This is a genomic window from Kribbella pratensis (assembly GCF_004365355.1).
In the GTDB taxonomy this organism is placed as follows: domain Bacteria; phylum Actinomycetota; class Actinomycetes; order Propionibacteriales; family Kribbellaceae; genus Kribbella.
The window spans coordinates 540414-560840 of record NZ_SODP01000004.1; the positions used below are offsets into that span (position 1 = coordinate 540414).

Annotated in this window: 18 protein-coding genes; 5 read left to right on the forward strand and 13 right to left on the reverse strand. The window is 68.0% G+C overall.

Annotation, left to right across the window (positions count from 1 at the left end; genetic code table 11):
* Position 1 precedes the first annotated feature (1 nt).
* The 4 genes from EV653_RS36980 to kdpF form a co-directional block, all read right to left on the reverse strand.
* Positions 2–634: a potassium-transporting ATPase subunit C gene (locus tag EV653_RS36980; protein WP_134110551.1), complete on the reverse strand. Its 633-nt coding sequence runs from the start codon at positions 632–634 to the stop codon at positions 2–4.
* A 13-nt stretch (positions 635–647) separates the two neighbouring features.
* Positions 648–2645 carry a potassium-transporting ATPase subunit KdpB gene (gene kdpB, locus EV653_RS36985; protein ID WP_238160727.1) on the reverse strand — a complete coding sequence of 666 codons (1998 nt, stop codon included), beginning with the start codon at positions 2643–2645 and terminating at the stop codon, positions 648–650.
* A gap of 92 nt (positions 2646–2737) precedes the next feature.
* A complete protein-coding gene (gene kdpA / locus EV653_RS36990) occupies positions 2738–4399 on the reverse strand; it encodes a potassium-transporting ATPase subunit KdpA (RefSeq protein WP_134110555.1) in 1662 nt (553 codons plus the stop codon).
* Positions 4399–4488, reverse strand: coding sequence for a K(+)-transporting ATPase subunit F (gene kdpF / locus EV653_RS36995; RefSeq protein WP_131283897.1), 90 nt, complete (start codon positions 4486–4488; stop codon positions 4399–4401). The genes kdpA and kdpF overlap by 1 nt, the downstream gene beginning before the upstream one ends.
* A 247-nt stretch (positions 4489–4735) precedes the next feature.
* On the opposite strand from kdpF, the gene EV653_RS37000 reads away from it, so the two are divergent.
* On the forward strand, positions 4736–5359 hold the full coding sequence (locus EV653_RS37000; RefSeq protein ID WP_134110557.1) for a hypothetical protein: 624 nt from the start codon (positions 4736–4738) through the stop codon (positions 5357–5359).
* 49 nt (positions 5360–5408) lie between these two features.
* On the opposite strand, the gene EV653_RS37005 is transcribed toward EV653_RS37000, so the two are convergent.
* On the reverse strand, positions 5409–6215 hold the full coding sequence (locus tag EV653_RS37005) for a PhzF family phenazine biosynthesis protein (protein ID WP_134110559.1): 807 nt from the start codon (positions 6213–6215) through the stop codon (positions 5409–5411).
* A 195-nt stretch (positions 6216–6410) separates the two neighbouring features.
* Here EV653_RS37005 and EV653_RS37010 point away from each other — a divergent pair, with 195 nt between their 5' ends.
* The gene (locus EV653_RS37010; protein ID WP_134110561.1) at positions 6411–7511 is read left to right on the forward strand and encodes a TIGR03118 family protein; all 1101 of its coding nucleotides are present in this window, start codon (positions 6411–6413) and stop codon (positions 7509–7511) included.
* Positions 7512–7514: 3 nt separating this feature from the next.
* On the opposite strand, the gene EV653_RS37015 is transcribed toward EV653_RS37010, so the two are convergent.
* The 4 genes from EV653_RS37015 to EV653_RS37030 form a co-directional block, all read right to left on the reverse strand.
* Entirely contained in the window at positions 7515–8387 is an 873-nt protein-coding gene (locus EV653_RS37015; RefSeq protein WP_134110563.1) for a MarR family winged helix-turn-helix transcriptional regulator, read from the reverse strand.
* A 13-nt stretch (positions 8388–8400) separates the two neighbouring features.
* Positions 8401–9219 carry a class I SAM-dependent methyltransferase gene (locus tag EV653_RS37020; protein WP_134110565.1) on the reverse strand — a complete coding sequence of 273 codons (819 nt, stop codon included), beginning with the start codon at positions 9217–9219 and terminating at the stop codon, positions 8401–8403.
* Positions 9220–9318: 99 nt separating this feature from the next.
* Complete coding sequence (locus EV653_RS37025; protein WP_134110567.1) at positions 9319–9879, reverse strand: cysteine dioxygenase; 561 nt, start codon at positions 9877–9879, stop codon at positions 9319–9321.
* Complete coding sequence (locus EV653_RS37030; protein ID WP_134110569.1) at positions 9876–10778, reverse strand: amidohydrolase family protein; 903 nt, start codon at positions 10776–10778, stop codon at positions 9876–9878. The genes EV653_RS37025 and EV653_RS37030 overlap by 4 nt, the downstream gene beginning before the upstream one ends.
* Before the next feature lie 116 nt (positions 10779–10894).
* On the opposite strand from EV653_RS37030, the gene EV653_RS37035 reads away from it, so the two are divergent.
* Complete coding sequence (locus EV653_RS37035) at positions 10895–11905, forward strand: LacI family DNA-binding transcriptional regulator (protein WP_134110571.1); 1011 nt, start codon at positions 10895–10897, stop codon at positions 11903–11905.
* Positions 11906–11967: 62 nt separating this feature from the next.
* On the opposite strand, the gene EV653_RS37040 is transcribed toward EV653_RS37035, so the two are convergent.
* A complete protein-coding gene (locus EV653_RS37040) occupies positions 11968–12798 on the reverse strand; it encodes an SDR family NAD(P)-dependent oxidoreductase (RefSeq protein ID WP_134110573.1) in 831 nt (276 codons plus the stop codon).
* Positions 12795–13625 (reverse strand): SDR family NAD(P)-dependent oxidoreductase, encoded by an 831-nt coding sequence (locus tag EV653_RS37045; RefSeq protein ID WP_134110575.1) that lies wholly within the window; start codon positions 13623–13625, stop codon positions 12795–12797. The genes EV653_RS37040 and EV653_RS37045 overlap by 4 nt, the downstream gene beginning before the upstream one ends.
* A gap of 107 nt (positions 13626–13732) precedes the next feature.
* On the opposite strand from EV653_RS37045, the gene EV653_RS37050 reads away from it, so the two are divergent.
* Positions 13733–14284: a PadR family transcriptional regulator gene (locus EV653_RS37050; RefSeq protein ID WP_134110577.1), complete on the forward strand. Its 552-nt coding sequence runs from the start codon at positions 13733–13735 to the stop codon at positions 14282–14284.
* A 129-nt stretch (positions 14285–14413) separates the two neighbouring features.
* On the opposite strand, the gene EV653_RS37055 is transcribed toward EV653_RS37050, so the two are convergent.
* Both EV653_RS37055 and EV653_RS37060 read right to left on the reverse strand, forming a co-directional pair.
* The gene (locus EV653_RS37055) at positions 14414–17338 is read right to left on the reverse strand and encodes a M36 family metallopeptidase (RefSeq protein ID WP_134110579.1); all 2925 of its coding nucleotides are present in this window, start codon (positions 17336–17338) and stop codon (positions 14414–14416) included.
* Positions 17339–17547: 209 nt separating this feature from the next.
* The gene (locus tag EV653_RS37060) at positions 17548–18756 is read right to left on the reverse strand and encodes a S53 family peptidase (protein WP_134110581.1); all 1209 of its coding nucleotides are present in this window, start codon (positions 18754–18756) and stop codon (positions 17548–17550) included.
* 344 nt (positions 18757–19100) lie between these two features.
* On the opposite strand from EV653_RS37060, the gene EV653_RS37065 reads away from it, so the two are divergent.
* Entirely contained in the window at positions 19101–20402 is a 1302-nt protein-coding gene (locus EV653_RS37065; RefSeq protein WP_134110583.1) for an ABC transporter substrate-binding protein, read from the forward strand.
* Positions 20403–20427: the final 25 nt, after the last annotated feature.

Here is a 20427-nt window from a genome sequence, read left to right on the forward strand (position 1 = left end):
GTCAGCCGAGCGCGGCCAGGGCGTTGTTCAGCTTGACCACGTTCACCCGGGGCTCGCCCAGGAATCCGAGGGTGCGGCCTTCCGTGCTGTCCTGCACCAGCTGCTGGACCTTGTCCACCGGCAGGTTCCGCTCACGGGCCACCCGGTTGACCTGCAGTGCGGCGTACGCCGGGCTGATGTTCGGGTCGAGACCGCTGCCGCTGGCCGTGACGGCGTCCGGCGGGACCTGGGACGGGTCGACGCCCTCCAGTGCCGCGACGTCCTTGCGCCGCTGCTCGACCGCCGCGACCAGGTCGGCGTTGTTCGGTCCGAGGTTGGAGCCGCCGCTGGCCATCGCATCGTACGAGCTCGCCGACGGCCGGGTCTGGAACCACTTCGGGTCGGCGACCATGATCGCCTTCCCGTCGTCGTCCTTCTTGCCACTGTCCATGGTGTACGCCTGGCCGATCAGGTCCGAGGCGACGGCCTTGCCGTCCACCTTGACGATCGAACCGTTCGCATTGCCGTGGAACAGCGCCTGCGCCACCCCGGTCATCACCAGCGGGTAGACGATGCCGAGGGCCACGGTGAATACCAGCAGAGCCCGGAGCGCGACCCCGAACTGGCGTACCGAGCCCGGGAGATTGCTTGCCATTGACATATACCTTTCAGCGGAGACCGGGGATCAAGGAGATCACCAGGTCGAGGAGCTTGATGCCGATGAACGGCGAGATCAGACCGCCGACGCCGTACACCAGCAGGTTGCGCCGGAGCATCGCCGAAGCCGACGACGGCTTGTACCGGACGCCGCGGAGTGCCAGCGGCACCAGCAGGACGATGATCAGTGCGTTGAACACGATCGCCGACACGATCGCCGACTCCGGCGAGTGCAGGCCCATCACGTTCAACTTGTCCAGGCCCGGGTAGGCCGCCGCGAACAATGCCGGCAGGATCGCGAAGTACTTGGCCACGTCGTTCGCGATCGAGAATGTGGTCAGCGATCCGCGGGTGATCAGCAACTGCTTGCCGATCTCGACGATCTCGATCAGCTTGGTCGGGTTCGAGTCGAGGTCGACCATGTTGCCGGCCTCCTTCGCGGCCGACGTACCGGAGTTCATCGCCACGCCGACATCGGCCTGGGCCAGCGCCGGCGCGTCATTGGTGCCGTCACCGGTCATCGCGACCAGGCGGCCGCCCTCCTGCTCCTTCTTGATCAGCGCCATCTTGTCCTCGGGCGTCGCCTCGGCCAGGAAGTCGTCGACCCCGGCCTCCTCGGCGATCGCCTTCGCGGTCAGCTGGTTGTCACCGGTGATCATCACGGTCCGGATGCCCATCGAGCGCATCTGGTCGAACCGTTCCCGCATGCCCGCCTTGACGACGTCCTTGAGGTGGATGACGCCGAGTGCACGCGCCTTCCCACCGATGCTCTCGGCAACGACCAGCGGGGTTCCACCGGAGGCCGAGATACCGTCGACGATCTCGCCGAGCTGCGAGTCGATCGTCCCGCCGTGCTGGTTGATCCAGGCGTTGACCGCACCGGCCGCACCCTTGCGGATCTGCCGGTCGTCGACGTCCACGCCGCTCATCCGGGTCTGCGCGGTGAACTCCACGAACGTTGCATGCGGCAACTCTCCGGTGTGCCGCTCGCGCAGCCCGTACCCGGTCTTCGCCAGTACGACGATCGACCGGCCTTCCGGCGTCTCGTCGGCGAGGCTGGACAGCTGTGCCGCGTCCGCCAGGTCGGTGTCGGACACGCCCTGGACCGGGATGAACTCCGACGCCTGCCGGTTGCCCAATGTGATGGTGCCGGTCTTGTCCAGCAGCAGGGTGTTCACGTCGCCGGCGGCCTCGACCGCCCGGCCGGACATCGCCAGTACGTTGCGCTGGACGAGCCGGTCCATACCGGCGATACCGATCGCGGACAGCAGCGCACCGATGGTGGTCGGGATCAGGGCGACCAGCAGGGCCACCAGGATCACGATGCTCAGGTTCGTGTGTGCGTAGTTCGCGAACGTCGGCAGCGTCGCCACCGCGATCAGGAACACGATCGTCAGGCTGGCCAGCAGGATGTTCAGTGCGATCTCGTTCGGTGTCTTCTGCCGCGATGCACCCTCGACCAGCGCGATCATCCGGTCGATGAAGCTCTCACCGGGCTTGGTGGTGATCTTCACGACGATCCGGTCCGACAGCACCTTGGTGCCGCCGGTGACCGCGCTGCGGTCGCCGCCGGACTCCCGGATGACCGGGGCCGACTCGCCGGTGATCGCCGACTCGTCGACGCTCGCCACGCCCTCGACGACGTCACCGTCGCCGGGGATGATCTGTCCGGCCTCGACGACGACCAGGTCACCGAGCTTCAGTTGGGTGGCCGGTACCTCTTCCTCCCCGTCGCCGACCATGCGGCGCGCGGTGGTCTCGGTCTTGGCCTTGCGCAGCGTCTCGGCCTGGGCCTTGCCCCGGCCTTCCGCGACCGCCTCCGCCAGGTTCGCGAAGATCACGGTCAGCCAGAGCCAGACCACGATCCACCAGACGAACACGCTGGGGTCGGTGATGGCCTTGACCGTGGACGCGGCCGCACCGACCTCGACCACGAACATGACCGGGTTCTTCACCATCACCCGCGGGTCGAGCTTCTTCAGTGCGTCCGGCAAGGACGTCAGCAGCATCTTCGGGTCGAACGCACCCGTCGGCGCCTTCTTCGCCACCGTGTCCGCGGCCTTCTTGGGGGCCGGGGACGACGGGGTCTTCACGATCGTGGTCACAGTCCCTCCGCGAGGGGTCCGAGGGTCAGAGCTGGGAAGTAGGTCAGGCCGGTCACGATCAGGACGACACCGACGAGCATCGTCACGAACAGGGCCTTGTGGGTGGGCAGCGTGCCCTGGGTCACCGGCACCGGTTGCTGCTTGGCGAGGGAACCCGCCAGCGCCAGCGCGAAGACGATCGGGACGAACCGGCCGAGCAACATCACCAGCCCGAGAGCCGTGTTGTAGAACGGAATGTTCGCGCTGATCCCGGCGAAGGCGCTGCCGTTGTTGTTACCCGCCGAGGTGAAGGCGTACAGCACTTCGGAGAAGCCGTGCGGGCTGTCGGTGTTGAGGATCGAGGCCCGGGCCACCGCGAGTCCCATCGCGAGCGAGGCGCCGACGAGTACGACGGTCGGTGTCGTCAGGATGTACAGCGAGACGAGCTTCATCTCGCGCGCGGTGATCTTCTTCTTCAGGTACTCCGGGGTGCGCCCGACCATCAGGCCCGCGACGAACACCGCGAGCACGGCGAGGATCAGCATGCCGTACAGACCTGTGCCCGTACCGCCGGGCGTCACTTCGCCGAGCATCATGTGGAACAGCGGCACGCCACCGCCGAGCGGGGTGAACGAGTCGTGCATCGAGTTGACCGCGCCCGTCGACGTACCGGTCGTCGAGACGGCGAACAACGAGGACGCCCACTCTCCGAAGCGCGTCTCCTTGCCCTCCATCGCAGCGCCGGCGGCCCGGGTCGCGGTACCCGCGCCCTGAACCTCGAACAGCGTCGCCAGGAAGACGAAGGCGGCCCAGATCGTGCCCATCACGCCGAGGATCGCGTAGCCCTGACGCTTGTCCTTGACCATCACGCCGAAGGTCCGGGTCAGGCAGACCGGGATGACCAGCAGCAGGAAGATCTCGAACAGGTTCGACAGCGGGTTCGGGTTCTCGAACGGGTGCGCCGAGTTCGCGTTGTAGTAGCCACCGCCGTTGGTGCCCAGCTCCTTGATGACCTCCTGGCTGGCCACCGGGCCGCCGGGGATCGTCTGGGTCTGTCCGACGACCGAGGTGACCTCATGCCCGCCGGAGAAGTTCTGCACAACGCCCATCGCGACCAGCACGACGGTGCCGACGACCGCGATCGGCACCAGCACACGCAGTACAGTCCGGACCAGGTCGACCCAGAAGTTGCCGACCCGGTCGGTCTTCGACCGGGAGAAGCCCCGGATCAGCGCGATCGCGACGGTGATACCAACGGCCGCGGACAGGAAGTTCTGCACCGCCAGGCCGGCGAACTGGACCAGGTGGCCCATCACCGCCTCCGGCACGTAGCTCTGCCAGTTGGTGTTCGAGACGAAGGACGCGGCGGTGTTGAACGCCAGCCCGGACTCGACGTTCGGCAGGCCCAGCGACAGCGGCAGCCAGTGTTGCAGGCGCTGGAGCAGGTACAGCAGGATGACGCTGAGCGCGGAGAACGCGATCAGCGAGCGGGCGTAGACGGCCCAGGTCTGGTCGGCCTTCGAGTCGACGCCGAACAGTTTGTAGGTCCAGCGCTCGACGCGCAGGTCCTTGTCAGACGTGTAGACCCTGGCCATGTAGCCGCCGAACGGGCGGTAGACGGCTGCCAGGCACGCGAGTAGGAGGCCGACCTGTAACAAGCCGGCTGCGGTGTCGGACATCAGAACCTCTCGGGAAAGACCAGGGCGGCGATCAGATAGAGGACCAGAGCAACGGCCACGACCAGGCCGGCGATGTTCTCGGCGCTCACAGCTTCTCCACTCCGCGCAGCGCGAGCCAGACGGCTGCGAACACGACGACGGTGACTGCGAGGTAGATGACGTCACCCATGACGGCACGACCTCGCGGTGTAAGTACTCATGGCTTCACTGCACACCGCTAGCTGCCCGGTCAGGAGGGTTCTCGCAGGCCTCTCACACCCGCTGACAGAGCTCTCACAGGCTTCTCACATACTTACGGCTGGCATCCCCACCGACAGACAAGGGAAGATCCCGCACGTGACTGAACTGGACACCCCCGCCCCCGCAGAGCAGTTCTTCTCCGCGGACACCCGGACCGCGCTGGCCGAGGCGAGCCGGAAGCTCGCCGAGCGCCTGCAGGCCCACACCGAGGCGCTGCTTGCGATGACCGGCGACGAGGACAACTCCGAGCTCTTCGAGCACAACGCCGCGCTCGAGGGCGTCGTCGAGGACTGGAACGAAGCCGTCTTCGAGCACACCGGTACGACGCCGCTGCTGCTGGACGAGTCCGACGACGACGAGGACGAGGACGACGTCGAGCCGGAGCAGGTGATCAGTGTCGTGTCCCGGTTCGACCTGCGCGTGGTCGACCTGGACGCGCTGCTGGAAGCCGGCCGGGCCGCGCAGGAACGGCACCCGGCCGAGCTGGACGAGTCCGGCGAGCGGGAGCCGGTCGACTCCGCCGAGCAGGCGATCTACGAGATCAGCCGTGAGGTCGGCGAGGCCTGGTTCGAGTTGCCAGGCATCGAGATGGTCGCCGGAGCGCGGGCGTACGTCGTACCGGAGCCGCCGTTCGAGCCGCTGGACGCCGACGCCGAGGACGTCGTCACCGAACTCATCGCCCCGAACGGCGTCGCCACCCACGCCGAGACCTGGGCCTAGGTCGTGTCCGGTGAGCCCACGCAATAGGCGTGGGATCGCCGGACACGACCTACACCAGAAGCTCGCCGTCCAGGACCGTGATCGCCTGGCCCTTCAGGTAGACGCGGTCGCCGGACGAGCTGACCTGCACGACCCCGCCTCGGGCGGACGCCTGGTAGCCGACCAGTTCGTTCCGCCCGAGGCGTTCACCCCAGTACGGCGCCAGACTGGTGTGCGCGCTCCCGGTCACCGGATCCTCCGGGATCCCGCTCCCCGGCGCGAAGAACCGCGACACGAAGTCGTACTCCGAACTCTGGGCCGTCACGATCACCCCACGCAGCTTCTCCCGCTGCGTGATCGCGGTGATCGCGTCGAAGTTCGGCACCACCGCGTGCACGGTCGCCTCGTCGGGTACGACGACCAGCAGATCGCGGAGCTCGCCGGTGACGTAGACCTCGACCGGCTCGACCGCCAGGGCCGCGGCCAGCCCGTCCGGGACCGGGACCTCGAACGGCCGGTTGACCGGAAAGTCCAGCGTGATCCCGTCGTCCTCGACCGCCGCGACAAGGATCCCGCTCAGCGTCGCGAACGCGACCTTCCCGGAAACCTTGCCATCCGCGGCCAGCGCGGAAGTGGTCGCTAGCGTCGCGTGGCCGCAGAGCGTCACTTCCTTCGTCGGCGTGAACCAGCGCAGATCCCAGTCCGCGTCGGCCCGCTCCGACGGCCGCGCGAACGCGGTCTCGGCATGCTTCAGCTCGGCCGCAACCGACCGCATCCACGTCTCGTCCGGCCACTCGCCGGTCTCGAGCAGGCACACCCCGGCCGGGTTCCCGCCGAACGGACGATCGGCGAACGCGTCGACAACCCTGATCCTCATGGCTCGACGCTAAACAGCACAGCAGGCGGTTTCCATAGCCACTTCGGCACCAGGTGGACCCCTCACGCCACCGCAACGGCCTCGAACGTGTCCGGCACCCGAGTACTCCGCGATGTCTAGCGTGCACCGATTGAACCGCCTGGCCCACCCGGTCGTATCGATGGTGTTCCGCATCCCTACCGACAGGAAAGTGACATGTCACTCCGCTCGAAGGGCCGGCCACTCGCGGTAGCCACCGCGCTGGTCAGCGGCCTCACACTGGTCACCCCGGTGACCGCCAGCGCGCACGATTCGCGCCACGCTCTCGCCCTGCAGCAGGTCAACCTGGTCTCGGACCAAGCCGGCAAGGCCGCTCTGCAGGATCGCGATCTGGTCAACCCATGGGGTCTGTCCCTCGGTGCGACTACCCCGCTGTGGTCGTCCAACAACGGCACGTCGTCCTCCACGCTGTATTCGTCCGCGCCGGGCTCGGACACGGCGACCAAGGTGCCTACGGTCAGGGTGACCATGCCGCTGCCGACCGGGCAGGTCAACAATCCCGGCACCGGATTCGTCCTCACCAACGGGACGACCAGCGCGCCGGCCGCCTTTATCTTCGCCACCGAGACCGGCCAGATCGCGGCCTGGAGTCCGCGGGTCGACGCCCTGATCGGTCCGGCCGAGATCAAGGCCACGGTCCACGGCGCCAGCTACAAGGGACTGGCGATCGCGACGACCGGAGCAGGGGACCGGTTGTACGCCGCCGACTTCACCCAACGCAGGATCGACGTCTTCGACAGCACGTTCACCCTGGTGAAGAAGCCTCGGTGGGCGTTCCGGGACTTCCGGCTGCCGAAGGGGTACGGGCCGTTCAACGTGCAGACCCTCAACGGCCGGATCTTCGTCGCCTACGCCAAGGTCAACGCCAAGACCGGCGACGAGATCGCCGGCCACGGGCTCGGTTTCGTGGACGAGTTCACCGCCGATGGCAGGTTCGTCACCCGGGTCGCCTCCCGCGGCACACTCAACGCGCCGTGGGGCCTGGCCCTCGCCCCCACCGCCTGGGGTCAGCCCACCGGCACGCTCCTGGTCGGCAACTTCGGGGACGGCCGGATCAACATCTTCCACCCGAAGCGGTACGGCGGTTACACCTTCGCGGGCCAGGTCCGCGACAGTCACGGCAAGACCCTGGTGATCGACGGCCTGTGGGCGCTCCTCCAAGGCACCGCCACAACCGGCGGCACCGACGCCCTCTGGTTCTCCGCCGGCCCGAACGACGAAACCCACGGCCTGCTAGGCCAACTCCGCAAGCCGTAGACCTCAGAGAGGTTTCTCGAACCAGTGATGTGCGTAGGGCTCGGTATTGAAGGCCGGCACCTCCTTGAAGCCTGCGGAGCGGTAGAGGGCGATCGCCTCGTTCAGGTTGTGGTTGGTCTCGAGGCGTACGGCGGTGGCGCCGTGGGCGGCCGCCGTACCCTCGAGCTCTGCCAGCAGTCGACGGCCCAGGCCGAGCCCGCGCGCATCCGGAGAGACCCACATCCGTTTGATCTCGGCCGGTTCGGAGCCGTGCAGCTTGAGTGCACCACAGCCGACCGGCTCCGAACGTAACGTTGCTACGAGCAACAATCCGGCGGGGAGGGTCAACTCGGCGTGGTCCGCCGAGATGCTCCGCGCCGGGTCGAACCCGGTCTCGAACCTCCGCCCGAGCTCCTCGAAGTACGCGTTCAGGCAGTACTGCGCCACCGGCAGCCGCGGATCGACGATCTCGACCCGGACCATCGACGCGGTGAGCAAGCGGGTCACCTCGTCCATGGCCGCGGTCAATCGCGCCCGCTGCCGCTCGTCGAGCGGTTCGAGGATCGAAGCCGCCAACTCGTCCGACCGTGCATCGAGCACGCGCCGCTCCGCGAGCCCCTTCTTCGTCAGCCTGGCCATCCGCACCCGCGCATCCGCGGCACTCGGCTCGACCTGCACCAGGCCGGCGCTCGTCAACGACCGCAGCAACCGGCTGAGGTACCCGGAGTCGAGGTCGAGCCGAGCGCGCAACGTCCGCACGTCGCAGCCCTCGGCGCCGATCTCCCACAGCACCCGGTCCTCCCCCAGCGGACGACCGCGCGCCAGATAGTCCTCCTGCAACGCCCCGACCCGCTGCGTCACCATCCGATTGAACCGCCGCACCCCGACAACATCCATTCTCTGACTTTAGTCAGAGAATGGCCCGTTGGCCTACTCCGAACAGCAAAGAACTCGACTGGACCATCTCCGGATACCGGTCCGCGAGGCGCGCGCACTCAAGCGCCGTACGGAGCGGATCCGGCTCCTGGAGGCTGTCCGGCAGCGGACGGTCTCCATAGTGCGCGTCGATCATCACGGTCAGCCAGCCGCCCGGCCCGGTCAGGCCGTGGATCATCACCCCGCGCAGGCCGGCGTGCGTGAGCTCGGCCCGCAGCTGGGCGACGGTGTGGTACGTCGTGTGCGCCATCCGCTCGTTGCGCGGGCTGTACCCGTCGCGAAGGATGTCCGTCACCACGGCCTGCCGTTCGATCAACGTGTTGGCCAGGGTGGAGCCGATCAGGTTGGCAGCACGGTTGATCGCAACCACCGCCACGAACCCGCCGGGCTTCGTCACCCGGATCGCCTCCCGCAGCGCGAGCTGCCGTTCGTCCGCCTCCCGGAGGTGATACATCGGCCCGGCCACGAACGCCGCGTCGAACTCCTCGTCCTCCCACGGCAACCGCCGCGCATCCCCTTGTACTGCGCTGATTCCGGTGGCGGTCGCCTGGCGGACGTGATGCTCGACCGGGTCGAGCAGCTCGACGTCGTACCCGCGGTGTTTCAACCAGCTCGCGTGGACTCCGGGTCCGCCGCCGATATCCGCGACCGCGGCGGGAGGTGGCGGCAAGTACCGGTTGAGCAGGTCCTGTACCCGGGCCAGTTCCAGCCGTCCTTTGACGGTCGAGCCCAGCCGGCTGGCTTCGTCGTACCGCTCGGTGTAGTGCTCCTCGAGCTCCAAGTGCATCGTCATGACACCCGAGTCTGAGCACAAAAACCGCCCTCAGGCAGGCCAGATCCCGGGGCAGATCGATCTGCCCCGGGATGCCCCGCTGTTCTCCCTGCTCTGTTCTCAGTCGATCGGGCGGAGTTCGTCGGCGTAGGAGACGGAGACGCGGCGGAGTACGCCTTCCTTCACCGAGTACTGGCCCATGCGCCACAGGGGTGGGCTGTAGGCGTGGACGGTGACGCTGCCCTTGTCGAGGCCGGTGAGGCGGTGGATGTGGTCGGGGCCGAAGCCGTAGACGTCGCCGGCCTCGACCTCGGTCTCGATCGACTCGACGCCGATCGCGAGATTGTGCTCGACAAGCCGGCCACGGGCGACGGCGACCGCACCGGAGGAGACGTCGTGGTCGTGCCAGCCGGTATCGTTGACCGGGGTCCAGCAGATCAGCCAGACATCGACGTTCGCATCGCGGTGCAGGGAGGCGAAGACGCGCTCCTCGTCGGAGTACGCGACCTGGTCCTCCCACAGGTGCGGCTGCGCGGCGATCGACGCGGCCAGCTCCGACAGTTCGTCAGGGCTCAGGTCCCGGCCCGGAAGGTCGTCCAGCGACAGACAGTTGTTGAGCTCCACGAGCCGGCTGGCCTGGCGAGCTGGGACGTTCGGTACGTCGATCGGCTGGGCAGTCACTGCACTCCCCTCTCAGGAGTAGAAGTACCGGCGCCGAAGAGCAGCCGGTGGGGATTGTCGTGGCGGATCACCGCGGTTGCGGCGTCGCCCTGGCGGAGGTCGGTGGTTCCGGCGTACGGCCGGTCGGTGCCGTGCACGACCTGGTCGATGCCGAGGATCCGCGCGACCGCGTCGATCCCCTGCGGGCCGTAGCTCGAGGTGTCGACGTACAGATTGGGGTCGATCGTGCCGAGTCGCCCGCCGCGGGCGGCCAGCCGCTCGTGGTGCACCGGCGCGAGACCGGCCGCGGCGGCGAAGCACAACCGCAGGCGCGGGTACGTGCGTCGTCCGCCGAACGCATGCCACGCCCACCAGGCCGCTTGCAGCTGGGTGGTGTAGTCGACGACCGGCGCCCACCAGCACGGCGCTTCGTTCGATCGGGCCGAGCCGGGGTGGACGAGGATCGGCTTGTTCAACCGCTCCAGCGTCTGCAGCAACTCGCCCAGCGCTTCCCAGGAGGACGGCGCGCCGAGCACGTGGGCGGGCAGCTGCAACCCGAGGAATCCCTTGTTCAGAAGGGATTCCAGCTGCTCGACGTCAGGTTCGAGCAGGTCGACGGATGCCCAGGCCTTGAACGGCTCGGGGAAGATTGCCGCACCTTCATGCCACGCGTCGAGCAGTCCGGCGTCCCCGAGCTCCTCGATGCCCAACGGACTCGAGAGCGAGACGACAGCGAGCGTCGTACCGGCGTCCTGCTCCAGCGCCACTCGCTTGCCGAGCTCGTGCGCCGCGGGATCCACGTCGTACGGCGCTTCGGTCGCGGTGTGCAGCGTCCAGCCGTCGAGGTACGGCGGCTCGCGGCGCGCCCGGAGCCGGTCGACGAACGCTTCCGGCCACAGGTGCTGGTGGACGTCGATCATCGGCTCCCCCTCTCCGGAGTTTGATCAGATTGAAGCGCTTCAGGATGACTAGAGTGAAGCGCTTCAAAGGCGTGGTTGTCAAGTTTCTGTCCATGGCTGCGGCTAGGGTCGTGGGCATGTCCGGAACCGGCCGGAGGCCAACCCTCAAGGATATTGCCGCCGAGACCGGGCTCTCGATGGCCGCAGTGTCGTACGCACTGCGCGGGCTGCACGGCACGCCCGAGACCCGGCAGCGGGTCCAGGACGCGGCCGATCGCCTCGGATATCAGGCCGATCCGGTCGCCCGCGCGCTCGCCTCGGGCCGGAGCGGCTCCATCGGCGTGCTGTGTGCGTCCCTCGAGGATCTCTGGCAGCAGCGCGTCGCGGCCGCGCTCGGCCGCGAGCTCCTGGCCCCGGACCGGAATGCCTGGATCATCGACTCGGCCGGCGACGCGGACCGGCAGCTCGAGCTCGCCCAGCACCTCGTCGACCACCGCGCCGACGCGATCGTGGTGATCCCGATCGACCCGGCCGCCAAAGCCTGGGCCGAGATCGCGAAGCAGGCGCCGGTGATCGCGATCGGCGACGCCCTGCCCGGCGCGAAGGCGAAGTCCGAGGTGATCTTCGACAACGAAACCGGCGTCAGCACTGCGCTGCGCCGGCTCGCGGATGCCGGTCATCGCAGCGTCGCCGTGCTCAGCCCGACCAGACGCTTCGAGGTCGAGCGTCCGGCCGAGGAGCTCGCCCAGCGGGTGGCGGCCGACCTCGGGCTGGAGCTCCGCCTGCTGCAGTGCCCGCACGACCTGGCCGGCGCGACCGACGTCGCTCGGACGCTGCTGACCACCCCGACCCGCCCGACCGGCATCCTCGCGCTCGCCGACTCGATGGCCTTCGGCGTGTACGCCGCGAGCCGCGAGCTCGGCCTGCGCATCCCGGACGACCTGTCCCTGCTCGGGTACGACGATCAGCCGATGTCCCAGCTGCTCACGCCACCGCTGTCGACGTTCCACTGGCCCCTCGACGAGCTGGTCACGCACGTCGTCACCCGCGTCACGTCCGCTGTCGACACCAACCGCCGCGTCCGCCGCACCACCCTCACGCCAACCCTGATAGAGCGCGGCTCGGTCGCCGCCCCGCCGTCCACCTAGGCGAGCCGGCCACCGATACCCGACAGGATCCACGCGCTCGAAACTAGACTAATTCACTACACTTACTGCCCGTTGTCCACGATCCGGACAGGCGAGCCATCATGTGGCCGGAGTTCTTCGGTTGCCGACCACACCCGGCGCGCGAGGTCCTCGTCGTACGAGATCGTCGACGAGCGGACCCTGGTGAAGCGGTCGTAGTACCCGGTCGGCGGGTCGTCGCCGATCGCGAGCCGCACCACCGGCTCGGCGCCACGCCGGGCCGGCAGCGCGAACGCCGAGATCGCTGCGACCTGCAATCGGGGGAACTGCCGGCCGAGATCGGTCCGCACCACCCCCGGATGTATGGCGACCACACTCCAGTCGGGCCGCCGGCGCTGCAACTCGTACGTGAACAGCAGGTTGGCCAGCTTGCTCCGGCTGTAGGTCAGGAACGGATCGAACGCCTCCTCCCCGTCCGCCAATCGCGCCGGATCGAGCCGGACCACACCGCCCCGCATCGGAGACCGGTGCCCTTCGGAGTTCACGTTCACGATCCGCCCGCCGGCCGGGATCAGCGGCCCCAGCAAGGCAACTGCCGACCACGGAGCCAGATGGTGTACGGCGAGATTGAGTTCGACCCCTTCAGCGGTCACCTGCCGCGTCGGTGTCATGACGCCCGCGTTGTTGATCAGTACGTCGATCCGCCGCGGCGCCTCGGCGGCGACCTTCTCGATGCCCTCCCGCACCGACACGTCCGCTGCGATAACCGTTGCATCAGGCAACCGCTTGGCCATCGTTGCCGCGCGCTCCGGATCCCGCCCCACCAGAAACAGCCGATGCCCGCCCGCAGCCATCTGCTCCGCTGCCTGCCGTCCGAGCCCCGAAGTCGCACCAATCAGCACAACCGTACTCACGGTTTGATGCCGTTCAGGCCGACGGCTCCGCCGACTACGCGATCCCGCAACCCCGCAGGCAGTTTCGGCAGGATTGCGCCGAGCGTGCGGGCCTCGGCGACGGCGTACCTGCGGCGCGGGCGACGTGCCTCAACCGCTCGGACGATGACCTCCGCAACCTTCTCCACCGGGCCTGGCTTGAACCGCCCCATCGCCTTCCCATAAGCGGCCAGGTGCTCTGCATACAACTCCACCCGCTCACGATCAGCCTGCTGCATCGCGGCGTCCGCCGCGGCACCCGCACGCGCGAAGATCTCGGTCTCTGTCGTCCCCGGCTCGACCACCACCACCGGGATTTTCCACGCGGCCAATTCCAACCGCAGCGCGTTCGACAGCGCCTCCAACCCGGCCTTGCTCGCCGACAGCGCACCCAGCAACGGCATCGCAACTCTCCCGGTCGCCGCACTCACGTTGACGATCCTGCCGTGGCCGGCCCGCACGAGGGGCAGGAACTCTCGTACGACGGATGCCGGGCCGAGCGTGTTCACCTCCAGCTGCCGTCGCCACTCATCGGCCGGTACGAGCTCGAGCGGACCCTGGACGATCACGCCGGCGTTGTTGATCACCGCCCACAGCCCGTCCACCTCCCCCGCGACCCGCTTGGCCGCCGCGGCCACACTCTCCGGATCCGCAACGTCCAACGGCACCACCCGCACCCCCGGCTCGAACGCGGCTGGTCCACGCGCCCCGGCGTACACGGTGAAGCCCCGGCTCTGCAGCAGCCGGACCGTCGCCATGCCGATGCCGCCGGTTGATCCGGTGACGAGAACCGCCCGTGCCTCAGTCATATGAACTCCTCACAGATGTTCTCTAGGACATGTCCCTAGGGACATATCTGAGCATGCACATGTCCCAGCGGACATGTCAAGATGGCGGGACAACACAGGAGGTGGACATGTCATTGCGGCACGGGTTGCTCGGGCTGCTCGCCGAAGGGCCGGCGAGTGGGTACGACCTGGCCAGACGGTTCACCGAGGTACTCGGCTCGATCTGGCCGGCGCAGCACCCGAAGATCTACGCCGAGCTGAACAAGCTCGCCGCCGAGGGCCTGGTCGAGGTCGAGAGCGAGGGGCCGCGGCGGCGGAAGGCATACCGGATCACCGATCCCGGCGTGGTGGAGGTGAAGCGCTGGCTGACCGACGTCGACGTCGACCACACGATGCGGCTGCAGCCGCTGCTGCGTTCACTGTTCTTCTGGATGATGGACACCGACGAACTGCAGCGCCACCTCGAGGCCGAGGCGAGCTACTATCGCGAGCTCGCCGACCAGTACCGCGACTACGCGGCCCGCAAGGACCGCGGCGAATTCGGCTACAGCGAGCAGACCCAGTCGATGCGCGTCACCATCGAAGCCGGCATCCGCCTGTACTCCGCCCTCGCCGACTGGGCCGAATGGGCACAGACCGTCCCGCCCGCCAAACCCACCCCACCTCACGCGAACGGATAACCCTTCGAGTTGGGGGTTCTCCGCTGGTATACCGCCGGAGAACCCCCAACAGCGGTGGATGTCCTCTCGAAACGCCGGAAGGCCGGCCGAGCAACGAGCTCGGCCGGCCTTCCGTTCAGCGGTACTGCGTTACTTCTTGCCGAAGACCTGGATTTCGGTCATGTCGGTGAACTGGCATCCGCCGAAGGCGCCGTCGGGGCAGTTCGTCTTGAAGTCCGGGACCTGCGGGCTGGTCATCACGAACCGGACGTACTGGATGCCGGTCGCGTTGCCGGTCGGGGCGACCAGGTTGTACTTGCCCCGGTTCGTGGCGTCGAAGGTGCCCGACGCCGCGACCGCCCAGGTGGTGCCGTCGACCGACGTCTCGACCCGGTAACCACCGGTCGAAGCGCTGCCCGGGTCACCACAGGTGTTGGACGGGTCGATGTTGAACCCGCTGACGTTGACCTTCGCCGGCAGCTTGATGTCGATGTGCTTCTCGATCATCGTGTTGGTCGGCGTACCGGCGTTGTCGCCGGTCGTGCTGCCCCAGCCGGTGCCCTGGGCGTTGTCGATCGCGAACGCCGGGCCGCACTGCGGAGTGAAGTCCGGACCGTTGAATCCGGTCACCGTGCCACCGCCGGAGGAGGCGGCCCAGTTACGACGCGGCGCGAAGTTCGCCTTGGCGCCGGGCTTGACCGTGGCCGGCTGGACCAGCAGCTCGTACCCCGGAGCGGACATCACGAGCTTCGGGTACGTACCCGGCGCGACACCGGTGATGGCGTAGTTGCCGTTCGCATCGGTGGTGCCGGCGTAGTCACCGGCGTACCCGGAGGAGTGGCCGCCGACGTAGACCAGCGCGCCGGCCACCGGAGCACCGGTGTCCTTGTCGGTCACCTTGCCGGTCAGGGTCGTGGTCGCACCCGTCGGCGGCTTGTGGAAGTCCTCGGCCGGGAACGCGTCGCCGCCGTCGATGACACCGGCGTACCAGCCCATGCCGCGGTTGGCGAAGACGGTCCAGATCGTGTCGGCGTTCTTGCCGCCGCTGGCGACCAGGTCGGCCTGGACGATCGCGTTGCGCATGTCGAGCATCGTCGGGTCGGCCGGCGACAGCTCCATCGCGCGGGTGATGATGCTCATCGCGTAGCTACGGCCGAAGCGCTCACGCAGGTCCCACAGCGTCTGCGCCCAGACCTCACCGGAGGCGTGCACCTCGGGCGAGCCGCCGATGGTCGGGAAGTCGGCGTAGGTGTAGCCGCCCTTCGAGCCGTCGGGCTGGATGCAGTTCGGGCTGACCGCCTTCACGCGGCAGTCGATCGCCTGCGTACGGAACAGCTCGCCGTGCGAGACGTACCGGCCCTCGAGGACCTCACCCGGAGCGGTGGTGTCCTTCTCCAGGCCGTGCGAGACCAGGTAGTCCATCGCGTAGAAGTCGCTCCACGCCTCACCCATCGAGCCGGCCTGGATGCTGTTCAGCGTCGAGTTGCCGGTGGCGTCGACGACCAGGCGGTTCGACAGACCGTGCGTGTACTCGTGGTACAGGATGCTGGCGTCGTTCGCGCCGCTGGACGGAACGTAGCCCTCCTGCTGGTCGGTCGTCCCCGGGAAGTGCCACAGGTACATCTGCATGGTCGGCGGGGTGCCGTCCGGCGGGGTCGACATGTTCGCGTTGTCGATGTGGTTGGCGTCCGGCCCGCCGTTCGCGGCGGTGGCCGCGCCGTCCAGCGCGTTCAGGAGCACCGGATCGCCGCCCGCGGCGTCGAACGAACCGGCCGCGGGGGTGAAGCTGATCGGCGGCTTGGCCAGCCAGTCGTGGAAGTTGCTGGCCAGGTAGAACGCGTTGGTGACGTCCTGGTTCATGTTGGTCTTCCAGGAGTCCGGCTTCGCCGGGTCCCAGGTGCAGATGAACGAGGCCGAGCAGAACGACGAGGCGTTCTGGAACGTCGTCAGCTTGTACTCCGAGCCCGTCTTGGTACCCGGTACCTTGACGGTCTCACCGGCGTTCGGCTGGTTGTCGTCGTTGACGTCCGCCCAGGCCGCGACCGACGTACCGTCGAGGAGGGTCTTCGCGTTCTTCGGCAGCCACTTGTTGTAGATGAGGTTCTCGGTCCGCTGCGTACCGCCCTTGGCGGCGCCCGGGTAGTAGTCCTGCACCAGCGCGTCGCCGTTGCCCTCGCTGACCAGGTCCTTGCGGTAGAGCGTGGCACCGGTCTGGGCGTCGACGACGTGGCTGTAGATGTTCTGGCCACCGGAGTTGGTGTAGGTCAACCAACCCTTCTGCAGCCCGTCGGCGGTGTGGAACCACACCTGCTGGGCGGTGTCGCCGTTGCTCCACTTGGTGCTCACACCGGAGGTGGTCGCGGTCGCGGACTTCGCCGTACCGCCGACGTCCTTGATGGCGGCGCTGCGGGCGCCGGCCGCGGAGACCTTCGGCGCGGCCTCGGCGGAGCGCGACTGCGCGGCCGCGGTGAGGCCGGAGACGGGCGAGCCCATCACGGAGATCAGCTGGCCGTTCTTGGTGACGTTGGCCTTCAGGCCGTTGCCGAAGACCTCGACGCCGTCGACCACCTGGGTCCAGAAGATGTGGTGGGTACCGAGGTCGTCGACGTAGTCCTTGCGCAGCTTCAGCGTGCCGAGGTCCGCGTCGGAGAGCTTGAAGATCTCCGGGTGGGCCTTCACGTACCCGAGGGCGACGTCGGTGGCCTTCTTGGCGCTCTTGCCGGTCAGGAAGCCGTTCAGCTTGGTGACCTGGGCCGGCGTGCCGGTGTTCGGGTCGACCTCGACGACGCCCTGGGTGCCGAGCGAGTCGCGGAACTTCTTCGACGCGGCCGTCTCCTTGCCCTGCACCTTGGCGGTCCGGGCGTAGGTGGTCTTGGCGTTCGGCGTCCGGGCGTCGTAGTTGCCCTTACGCTCCTTGCCCGATGCCTGCTTGTCGGCCTGGGCCGGCTTCTTGGCGTCGGCGCCGCCGGGCTTCTGCGCGGCGTCCGCGCCACCGGCGGTCATGGCCAGCACAACGGCGGCCGCGGAGACGGCTGAGACTGCCAGGAGCCCCCGCCCTCTGCGTGATGTTGTCACAGCAAATCTCCATGGAGTTCGAATTAGCGGGTCGCCCTCCACGACCCGTCCCGGGGGCTGACCTTAAGCCTGCCGAAGCCTCCGGGGAAGAGAAATCTCCGGAATGTCGCGGAGTCGAGGGTTGTCCTTCGTGCTCGGAACAGTACTAAAAGCGACCGGACAATGGTTGCACGCAGCCATTGTCCGGTCGCCGCGAGTGTTACAGCGGGTCAGAAAGCGCCGGCGCCGTTCGGCGTACCGAGGCCGGTCGGACCGTCCCAGCCGGTCCGGGCGTTGCACCACTGGGACGTGGGGCACGAACCGTTGCTGCCGCTGGTCACGTCGAACAGCGAGCCCGGGTGGGCGTACGGGAACGAGTTCGCGTAGCCGCTGGTGTTGCCGGACAGCGCGTAGACCGCGGCGATGATCGGCGCGGCCTCACTGGTCCCGCCGAACTGCGCCCAGGTCGACGCGGTCTTGCTCGTCGGGTAGTAGATCGCCATGCCGCCCTTGCCCGGGTCGGCCGCGGCGGAGACGTCCGCCATCGCACGCTTCGAGCAGCCGGTGCTGAACGACGCTGCGCCCGGCAGTGCGGTGTTGTACGTCGAGCAGCCCGAGCCCGCACCGCTCCACACGGTCTCGCTCCAGCCCCGAGAGTTGCTGGCGGCAACCAACGACGTACCGCCGACGGCCGTCGTGTACGACGAGGACGCCGGGTAGCTGCCGCCCTGGTAGCCGTTGTCACCGGTGGATGCGGTGACTGCGATGCCCGGGTGGTTGTAGTACGCGCCGTAGGTGGCATCGGAGGCGTCGCCGCCGCCGTAGCTGTTCGAGATCGCCACCACACCCGCCTGCTTGGCTGCGGTCTGGACCGCAGTACCGAGGTCGGCGAAGCTCGCGGAGTTGGCCTGTACGACGACGATCTTCGCGTCCGGCGCCGCGGCGGAGACCGCGTCGACGTCGAGCGCCTGCTCGCCGGCCCAGCCCGCGTTGAACCGCGGCAGCGACGTACCGCCGGTCTGGTTGATGACCTTCAAGCAGCCGTTGGCCGTCGTACACGCGGACAGGCCGAACTGGGAGCGGTAGACGCCGAGGTCGCGCTCCAGGTTCGGGTAGCCGTACGCGTCGACGATGGCGACCGTGCGGCCGCCGGCACTGAGGCCGTTGAGCTTGTACGCGTCGCGCAGACCGGTCGGGGTCAGGCCGGTCGACGGCGGCGTGCTGGTCGCCGGTGTGAACCCGTCCGGGTTCACCAGTTTCAGCGCGTTGCAGCTGGCGGTGTGTTTGGCCGTGGCGGCCGAGCACACGCGGGCGGCGTGCTTCCCGGCGGTGTAGGGGGTGGCCGCGTCGGCTCCCGATGCGGACACTGCTTGGACGGTCAGTCCCGCGACGGCCAGTGCGCCGACGCCCAGGGCGGACACGAGAATCCGTTGCCTCAACTGGACTCCTCGAGTTGGGCAGACCTCCGCTGACACGACCCTCACGGCCGGGGCGGAGGCCAGCATTAGTGGGGGTCATCGCATCGTCCGTCGGCCGGACGTAGAGATGCCAGCGATCGGACCGATGACAAATGTCATGGGTGAACCCATGACACCCGCCCCGATCGAGCCCGAATTTCCGCGTGATCGCGGGCTTACACAGGGTGCGCAACGCGGTGAAGGTTTCCCCCTGAGTTTCCCGGGCGCCGAGTCTTGACACGGTTTGGACAGCGGGGGCTATGCTGCCGGGAATCTGTGAGAAATCGATTTCCCAGCCTGGAGGTCCGGTCATGGATCAACCCCTGATGAGTCGGCGAACCCTCAGTCGACGGCACCTTCTCCAGGCGACGGGAGGTACGGCGCTGGCCGCCGCGCTGGCCGCCTGCGGTGGTGGTGGCGGCGGGAGCGGCGGCGGCTCGTCGTCCAAGGAGCTCTCGTTCGTGTACATGGGCACGGCCGAGCAGCAGGCGACCTGGAACAAGCTGTTCGCGAAGTTCACCGAGCAGCACCCGGAGATCAAGCTCAAGGCAGAGGGCATTCCGCTGTCGAACTGGGGCGACTTCTTCAACCAGCTGTCCACCCGGATCGCCGGGGGGCAAGTGCCGGACGTCATCCAGATCGCGACCGAGGGGCAGCGGCTGTTCGCGTCCAAGGGCCTGCTCGCGCCGCTCGACGACTACATCGCCAAGGACAAGTCGACGATCGACGAGTACTACGGCGACATGGATCCGAACCTGGTCGAGTGGGACAAGAAGTACGCGTCGACCGACGGCAAGACGTACTACCTGCCGGGCGAGTTCAACACGATGTGCATGTGGTACTCGAAGGAGCTGTTCGCGAAGGCCGGCGTACCGGAGCCGACGCCGAAGTGGACGTGGGACGACTTCCGGCACGCGTGCGAGCAGATCAAGGCCAAGACGGGCGCGTTCGGGTACGCCGCGGGCCCGGAGTACTTCGCGGCGATCATGCCGTGGCTGCTGACCAACGGGACCAGCAGCTTCAGCGACGACTGGTCGAAGCCGACGTACGACGACCCTCGCGTGATCGAGGCCGCTGACTTCAACCGGAAGCTGGTCGCCGACAAGCTGTCGCCGCCGCCCGGCGGAACGTTCGACGCGACGACCGCGGCGGCGCAGGGCAAGCTGGCGATGTTCGGCGGCGGCCGCTGGCCGATCATCAGCATCCGGAACCTGAAGGCGACCGCGAAGATGGGGATCGTGCCGTGGCCGGTGAAGGCCGGGCAGGGCTCGCCGGTCGGCTGGAACGGGTACCCGATCCTGAAGGCGTCGAAGAAGAAGGACGACGCCTGGACGTTCATCAAGTTCCTGATCTCGAAGGAAGGCTCGTCGTTCTTCGCCCAGCTCGGCGGGACGATCGTGCCGGCCCGCAAGTCGGTCGCGAACAGCCAGTCGTTCCTCGAGGACGCGCCGAAGGGCACGGAGTACCTGTACCAGGCGCTGTCCTACGCGACGCCGATCCCGTCGCCCGACAAGGGCGCCGCCGTACAGAAGGCGATCGAGGACGGCTGGAAGCAGGTGCTCACCGGGAATGCATCGCCGGCCGATGCGCTCGGCAAGGCGCAGACCACGCTGGAGGGATTGGTCTGAAACCCCAACGCCGGGACTGGCTGCC

What these genes read in the sequence shown, in the direction of transcription:
- EV653_RS37065 (WP_134110583.1), top strand. Translation starts at nt 19,101, where the DNA reads ATGAGTCGGCGAACCCTCAGTCGACGGCACCTTCTCCAGGCGACGGGA.
- EV653_RS37030 (WP_134110569.1), bottom strand. Translation starts at nt 10,778, where the DNA reads ATGATCGACGTCCACCAGCACCTGTGGCCGGAAGCGTTCGTCGACCGG.
- kdpB (WP_238160727.1), bottom strand. Translation starts at nt 2,645, where the DNA reads ATGCTGCTGACGTCCTTGCCGGACGCACTGAAGAAGCTCGACCCGCGG.
- EV653_RS37020 (WP_134110565.1), bottom strand. Translation starts at nt 9,219, where the DNA reads ATGACGATGCACTTGGAGCTCGAGGAGCACTACACCGAGCGGTACGAC.
- EV653_RS36980 (WP_134110551.1), bottom strand. Translation starts at nt 634, where the DNA reads ATGGCAAGCAATCTCCCGGGCTCGGTACGCCAGTTCGGGGTCGCGCTC.
- EV653_RS37045 (WP_134110575.1), bottom strand. Translation starts at nt 13,625, where the DNA reads ATGACTGAGGCACGGGCGGTTCTCGTCACCGGATCAACCGGCGGCATC.
- EV653_RS37035 (WP_134110571.1), top strand. Translation starts at nt 10,895, where the DNA reads ATGTCCGGAACCGGCCGGAGGCCAACCCTCAAGGATATTGCCGCCGAG.
- EV653_RS37010 (WP_134110561.1), top strand. Translation starts at nt 6,411, where the DNA reads ATGTCACTCCGCTCGAAGGGCCGGCCACTCGCGGTAGCCACCGCGCTG.
- EV653_RS37005 (WP_134110559.1), bottom strand. Translation starts at nt 6,215, where the DNA reads ATGAGGATCAGGGTTGTCGACGCGTTCGCCGATCGTCCGTTCGGCGGG.
- EV653_RS37050 (WP_134110577.1), top strand. Translation starts at nt 13,733, where the DNA reads ATGTCATTGCGGCACGGGTTGCTCGGGCTGCTCGCCGAAGGGCCGGCG.
- EV653_RS37015 (WP_134110563.1), bottom strand. Translation starts at nt 8,387, where the DNA reads ATGGATGTTGTCGGGGTGCGGCGGTTCAATCGGATGGTGACGCAGCGG.
- kdpA (WP_134110555.1), bottom strand. Translation starts at nt 4,399, where the DNA reads ATGTCCGACACCGCAGCCGGCTTGTTACAGGTCGGCCTCCTACTCGCG.